Annotated in this window: 1 protein-coding gene and 1 pseudogene; both read right to left on the bottom strand. The window is 64.8% G+C overall.

The window, feature by feature from the left end:
* Positions 1–1,418, bottom strand: a 1,418-nt coding sequence (locus AC6RA4_RS25350; protein ID WP_500165073.1) for a relaxase/mobilization nuclease domain-containing protein, incomplete at its 3' end; no start/stop codon positions are given.
* A pseudogene (locus tag AC6RA4_RS25345) lies at positions 1,405–1,757 on the bottom strand (transposase); the annotation flags it as partial. The gene AC6RA4_RS25350 and the pseudogene AC6RA4_RS25345, both read right to left, overlap by 14 nt.

Below are 1,757 nucleotides of genomic sequence, written 5' to 3'. Positions count from 1 at the left end.
CGCTCCAAAAGCGTGCCAAGTTCGACGTGCACATCGTTGAGAATATCGCGCGCCTGTTCCAGATCGGCGCGGCGTTCAAGGTTCAGATCGCGCGCCTCAGCCACTTTGGAGAGATCATTGGCGATCCATTGATGCTCGAGCGCTGCATTTGAGGCGCCCGTCTCGATCCGGGCCACCACTTCCGATGTGCTGATCCCCGTGCCGTGTAGTGCCGCGTCAATGCGCGATCTCAGATCGGGCTCGGCCAGTCGCTCGCGCTGGCTGGCGTCAATATTGGCCTCGGAATAGATCCCGCCCTCCGAGGGCGCGTCTGAGAGCGAACCCGAGCGCAGCCCCAAGGGCTGCATGTGCTGGACCTGCGTCTGGATCTCGATGAGGCGTTTTTCCAGCACGGGACGTTCCGCGTCAGACTTCTCGGCGATCATGCCCTGCACCCGCGCGAGCTTTTCCGCATAGAGGCTTCTCAGATCCTCGAAGCTTTGATCCTCGGCCATATACACATCTCCTGTTCGGTCCACCTGCCCGCCATGCGCCAGCACCTCGCCCGCGCGGAAGAGTGCCGCGGCAATGTCTTCGCGGGCCCCGCGGACCTCGGAGGTCTCCCGGGAGGCCTCCACGGCAAGCGAATGGTAGACGGTTCTGGTGTTGGCGATCTCCGCCAGCGTCCGGGTCAAGTCGGCCCCCACGCGTTCGCGCTCGCGGGGTGCGCGACCCTCTTCTTTCGCCGCATAAACCTCGCGGGTAGGGGCTGGGTAATGCACAACCCCGCGATCCACCCGGCGCGTGGCTTCCAGCCGCACGCCGTACTTCTCCGCCTCCTCGACCATGGCGAGGCGGAAGTCGTCATAGTTGAAGCGGTGGTTGCGCCCCAGAAAGAAGAACTCGCCTTCCTGCGAGCGGCGGTTCAGCACCAGATGCGCATGGGGGTGATCGCGGTCCTCATGCACCGCGATGATGTAGTCGAAATGCCCCGCGTCGGTCTGGAAGAACCGCTCGGCCACGTCCGTCGCAATGTCGCGCACATCCTCCCCACGCGTGCCCACGGGGAAGGACATGAGCATGTGGGTGGTCTGTCCGAGCCTGGGCTTGAAGCCCGCATCCCACCGCTTGGCAAAGCGCTCCGTCAGGTCCTTGATGTCACCCGCCTCGAGCTTCGTCTTGCCATCCAGGAACCCGCTACTGTCCACGATATGGGTGGACTTGGTGGTGAGGTAATCGAGCTGGTTCATCAGCTGCGATTTGGTATGCGTGCCCCCACCCCGGATCGCCTTGAAGACCGCTGGCCGATGCCCTGCTGCCGCGCGCGAAAGCTGGCTCTGCTTGGCGACATGCAGCCCCTGCATCGAGCCTCGGATTCGGCTCCAGCCGTCCCGGAAGACCTCGCCAGTGACGGTATGGACGGCATCATTCAGCCGCATGGGCAAACTCCCTCAGCGCGGCCGTAGCCTCCAGCTGCATCGCGTCGCGACGACGGCGCAGGAGCAGATCGATCTCGTCAGCAGAATCCAGGATGAACCGCGCCAGCCCGCGCATCTGCGCAAGCCGCAATTCGGTGAACTCCGAGCCGCCCCCCTGCCCCTGCCGATTGGCCTGAGTCATCTGCTTGGCGATCTGCGCGACCCCATTGCCGACCTCGTGCAGAGAGGCCCTGTAGCGCGCCATCTCTGCTGCCATCTGCGCGTCCGGAACGAACACCCCGCCTGCCGCCTGGATGAGCCGCCGCAGCCCCTCGGCCCGGCTCTCGATCCCCGCCTTCG

The sequence above is a fragment of the Salipiger sp. genome (assembly GCF_059781815.1).
This window is presented reverse-complemented; position numbering and strand designations above follow the sequence as displayed.